Source organism: Brevibacillus sp. MCWH (assembly GCF_013096935.1).
GTDB classification, from domain to species: domain Bacteria; phylum Bacillota; class Bacilli; order Brevibacillales; family Brevibacillaceae; genus Brevibacillus; species Brevibacillus aydinogluensis.
The window spans coordinates 1-3447 of the sequence record NZ_SDLF01000040.1 but is presented as its reverse complement, the minus strand read 5'-3'; the positions used below and the strand labels follow the sequence as shown (position 1 = coordinate 3447).

8 protein-coding genes and 1 pseudogene are annotated in these 3447 nt (G+C 43.1%); 7 read left to right on the top strand and 2 right to left on the bottom strand.

Features of this window, described 5'->3' with window-relative positions:
• The 4 genes and pseudogenes from ETC00_RS19080 to ETC00_RS19065 all read left to right on the top strand — a co-directional run.
• Positions 1-417 (top strand): annotated as a pseudogene (locus tag ETC00_RS19080) (hypothetical protein); the annotation flags it as partial.
• 1 nt (position 418) lies between these two features.
• Positions 419-637 carry a hypothetical protein gene (locus ETC00_RS19075; RefSeq protein ID WP_171567649.1) on the top strand — a complete coding sequence of 73 codons (219 nt, stop codon included), beginning with the start codon at positions 419-421 and terminating at the stop codon, positions 635-637.
• A complete protein-coding gene (locus ETC00_RS19070; RefSeq protein ID WP_171567648.1) occupies positions 634-915 on the top strand; it encodes a hypothetical protein in 282 nt (93 codons plus the stop codon). Before ETC00_RS19075 ends, ETC00_RS19070 begins: the two co-directional genes overlap by 4 nt.
• 470 nt (positions 916-1385) lie before the next feature.
• Positions 1386-1592: a hypothetical protein gene (locus ETC00_RS19065; RefSeq protein ID WP_171334884.1), complete on the top strand. Its 207-nt coding sequence runs from the start codon at positions 1386-1388 to the stop codon at positions 1590-1592.
• A gap of 2 nt (positions 1593-1594) precedes the next feature.
• Here the strand turns inward: ETC00_RS19065 and ETC00_RS19060 are convergent, their stop codons facing one another.
• Entirely contained in the window at positions 1595-1831 is a 237-nt protein-coding gene (locus tag ETC00_RS19060; protein ID WP_171567647.1) for a hypothetical protein, read from the bottom strand.
• Between the two features lie 76 nt (positions 1832-1907).
• On the opposite strand from ETC00_RS19060, the gene ETC00_RS19055 reads away from it, so the two are divergent.
• Positions 1908-2156 carry a hypothetical protein gene (locus tag ETC00_RS19055; protein WP_042894483.1) on the top strand — a complete coding sequence of 83 codons (249 nt, stop codon included), beginning with the start codon at positions 1908-1910 and terminating at the stop codon, positions 2154-2156.
• Here ETC00_RS19055 and ETC00_RS19050 read toward each other — a convergent pair.
• On the bottom strand, positions 2137-2412 hold the full coding sequence (locus tag ETC00_RS19050) for a hypothetical protein (RefSeq protein ID WP_171334883.1): 276 nt from the start codon (positions 2410-2412) through the stop codon (positions 2137-2139). The genes ETC00_RS19055 and ETC00_RS19050 overlap by 20 nt on opposite strands.
• A gap of 71 nt (positions 2413-2483) precedes the next feature.
• Between ETC00_RS19050 and ETC00_RS19045 the strand changes: the two genes are divergently transcribed.
• Positions 2484-2699 (top strand): YqaI family protein, encoded by a 216-nt coding sequence (locus tag ETC00_RS19045; protein WP_042894489.1) that lies wholly within the window; start codon positions 2484-2486, stop codon positions 2697-2699.
• Positions 2700-2806: 107 nt separating this feature from the next.
• A partial coding sequence (locus tag ETC00_RS19040; RefSeq protein ID WP_171567646.1) for a YqaJ viral recombinase family nuclease occupies positions 2807-3447 on the top strand: 641 nt, incomplete at its 3' end.

The window sequence follows — 3447 nt, the reverse complement described above, 5'->3', positions numbered from 1 at the left end:
AAAGACAACGCATTGAACATTCATATGTTGAGTCCGCAATTACAAGCTCTAATATCGATTGAATTGCGACAAAAAGAAATTGAACGGGAACTGGCAGAAGCGAAGCAACAGGTCGCAGTCGTGCAACACCGTTTAGATAACATCGATCGGATTGATACGATTGGTGATAAACGACAACGACTAAACCGCATGATTCAACGTTATGCTCACCAAAACGGAATTGGGTTTAATCACGCGTGGAAGGACTTTGTGCAAGCTTTTAATACAGCGTATAAAACGAACTTGGAGTTAAGACGGCAAAACTACATCAACAAGACAGGGAAAGACGTGAGTCGTCCGCAGTTCTTAGAAGAAATGGGACTATTGGATGACGCGATTCGCGTTGCAGACAAGATGTTAAACATCAAGGTGAAGTAACATGGAAGTTGCTTTGCGTCGAATGAAGCTAAGTCAGTTATTACACGCTGTTCGCGATTTAGAACGACGTGGGTGGGAGTGCATCGCTCCTGTTCAGAAGATTGCGAATGAAAAGAAGATTTTTGATTACGACGAGAAAATCGGAAGATTCAAAGACTTTAAGTGCGTCGAAGGATACGAATATTACTATGTCAAGATGCGGAAGGTGGATAAAGAATGAACGTATTACGCGAGGATAAGAAGCTAGCGAATGAACTAGTACAGTGTTGCGATTACAGTTTGTTTCGAGCGAGGACAGCGTTTTTGGATCGCTCGCTCGACATACACGGAAGGCTTGCAGAAGCGGAAAGATGGATGACGGAATTTCAGCGTTGCAAACGCGACTTGGACGAGCTGGTACGAAAGAAAGAAGAACATGACAAACTGGTGCAGCTCGTTGAGATGATGAAAGAAAAAGGAATCGATATTGCGATAGTGATGAGAAAGGGGAATGAGTGATGAATATCGTGTTTTCAGCTAGCCGACTAATGAAAGTTTCAGAGGTTCGTAGATTGTGCAAGGAAATGAGAGAAAATCCGACATTACTTGTCGCGACTGAATTATACGCGAAAGAATTGCTGTACAAGCAATTCCTCGCGAAAAAGAAAAAGCTAACTTGTTCAAGCTAGCTGAACCCGAACCAAATACTATTATACCATTTTCAACTCGACAGGTCTAGCGCCTGTCGTCATGGCTGGGAGCAAACAGGGTTCTCCCCCACCCATTAAGTTTGTTCCTGGTCATGACGATGTGCACTAGCACATCCGTAAGGTGATGGCGGAATAGGTAGACGCATGATTTTCTGGCTTTTGTTTAAAGTGGCACTCGGAGTTCGAATCTCCTAAAAATAGGCGAGTGCATGACCAGATGCAAGGTGCAAATCCTTGCTCGCCTTACGCTATCAATCTATGCGAAAGGAGGTGAGTGGAATGACAAAAGAGCAAATCGCGTCTTTAGTTGAGCAACTGAAAGGTCTAAAAAAATACGAGTGGGAAAGAATTGCGCAACAAGTCAATCTATATTTCGCGTTAAAAGCCGCCAAGCTGGAGCTTGACGACTCTGAAGAATTGAAACGAAATCTCGAAGTTGAGTTTAACTTACGACGTTATTCGGACGCCATCGTCAAAACTGAGTAACGTTATTCACTAACAACTTGAATGAAAATAGGGCTGATTCGATAGTCTTTCCCTTTGTAGTGAATGTTCACATAGTCCAATTGATATATGGTATGTTCATCTTTTTTATCGGGACTCCAAATCTCAGCGTTTTCTTCCCACCAAACAGAAGGGCTGACCATACGTGGTCCCATTAAGCATGTATCATCGGACGAGAGATCGACCCATTCACCAAGAAGATTGGCATATATCCTCTTCAAGGTTACTCACCCCCTTTCTTTTGTCGCAATTCGACAAAGAAAGGGGAAATCCTGCAAGAAAAGGAGGTGAGGAGGCGTGAAAGTATCCATTCAATTCAAAAATGCTGAAGAGTTCCAGCAGTTGCTTGAAAGAGCTGTCACTCTTTTGGAGCAACTACAGGAAACCCTTCAGCGGATCAATGAGTTTGAAATGGAATTTGAAGCATATACCAAGCCATCGAAAACCATCAATGTCACAAAGGATGTAAAGATAAAGTTTCCAGAGCCATTAAGCAAAGAGCGTATTCAGGAACTAGCAAAACCATTCATTTCACGACATGAATAAAATCGCGAGGGTCGAATGGATCGTTTAGATTAAGGTTTGTTAATAAAACCGTAATAAACGCGCCTAGCCTAATGGATTCAGCGACACTAACGGAAACTAGCGCAGATATCAGTTCATCATCTTTGAGTCCAAGTTGAATAAGGGTATCGTAATGGTTTCGAATACGATTGCTTATCTCAGGTTCAATAATCTCTTTGATTAAAGAGTCATCAAGAATTTGGAATATTTCTTCGATTTTCTGTAGCTTTTCTTTCATGTTAACACCTCCCTTCCACGTCACTATTCGACATGGAGGGAGGAAATCCCTACAAAAAGAGGTGAAAAGACGTGCACGACTTAGAGCATCCAGCGATCACGAGAGCATTGCGGACAGGCTATCCATACCCGATTGACTCAGAACATTGGGGTGTAGATGCGTGCGGTGATGAAATTATGTATGGCGATACGATCTATGAGTTCCCAGACGGGGAAGTCGTTCTCGAAGAAAACGTTTGGCAATATCTCATTGAAAATCTTGGTGTAGTACGAAAAATCGCAGAATGAAAAACGCCCCGATGGAGGCGAGGCGCTTTGAAAGGTGATTCACAGCTTAGAACAAGCTACCTACATAGTACAAGAATCACCTTCAAAAATCAAATGGAGGGATGAAAATGGCTGTTGTTTTTGCAAACACAAATGAAATGAGCCATGAGGAATGGCTGTCAGCGCGACGTAATGGAATCGGAGGCAGCGACGCTTCGGCAATTGCAGGATTGAACAAATGGAAATCACCTATTGCGGTGTACCTTGAAAAGACGGGACAAGCCCCAGAGGAAAGCATGAACAGCGAAGCAGCGTATTGGGGCACGATGCTTGAGGATGTCGTCGCTCAAGAATTTAGCAAGCGAACAGGTCTCAAAGTTCGACGTAAAAACGCTATCCTGCAGCATCCTGAACACTCGTTTATGTTAGCAAACGTTGATCGCCTTATTGTCGGTGAGAAAGCAGGACTTGAATGCAAAACAGCGAGCGAACATCTCAAAAATGAGTGGAAAGATGATGAGGTTCCAGCACAATATCTCATTCAATGCCAACATTACATGGCTGTAACAGGATACGATGCTTGGTGGATCGCGGTTCTCATCGGCGGAAATAAGTTCTTGTACAAAAAAATTGAACGCGACGAGGAGATTATCCAATATCTCATCGAGATTGAATCAAACTTCTGGAACAATCACGTGCTAAAGAAAAATCCGCCGATGTTTGACGGTTCGGATGCTTCGAGTGATTTGTTGAAAGCTCTGTATCCGAC

What these genes read in the sequence shown, in the direction of transcription:
- ETC00_RS19075 (WP_171567649.1), top strand. Translation starts at nt 419, where the DNA reads ATGGAAGTTGCTTTGCGTCGAATGAAGCTAAGTCAGTTATTACACGCT.
- ETC00_RS19070 (WP_171567648.1), top strand. Translation starts at nt 634, where the DNA reads ATGAACGTATTACGCGAGGATAAGAAGCTAGCGAATGAACTAGTACAG.
- ETC00_RS19065 (WP_171334884.1), top strand. Translation starts at nt 1,386, where the DNA reads ATGACAAAAGAGCAAATCGCGTCTTTAGTTGAGCAACTGAAAGGTCTA.
- ETC00_RS19050 (WP_171334883.1), bottom strand. Translation starts at nt 2,412, where the DNA reads ATGAAAGAAAAGCTACAGAAAATCGAAGAAATATTCCAAATTCTTGAT.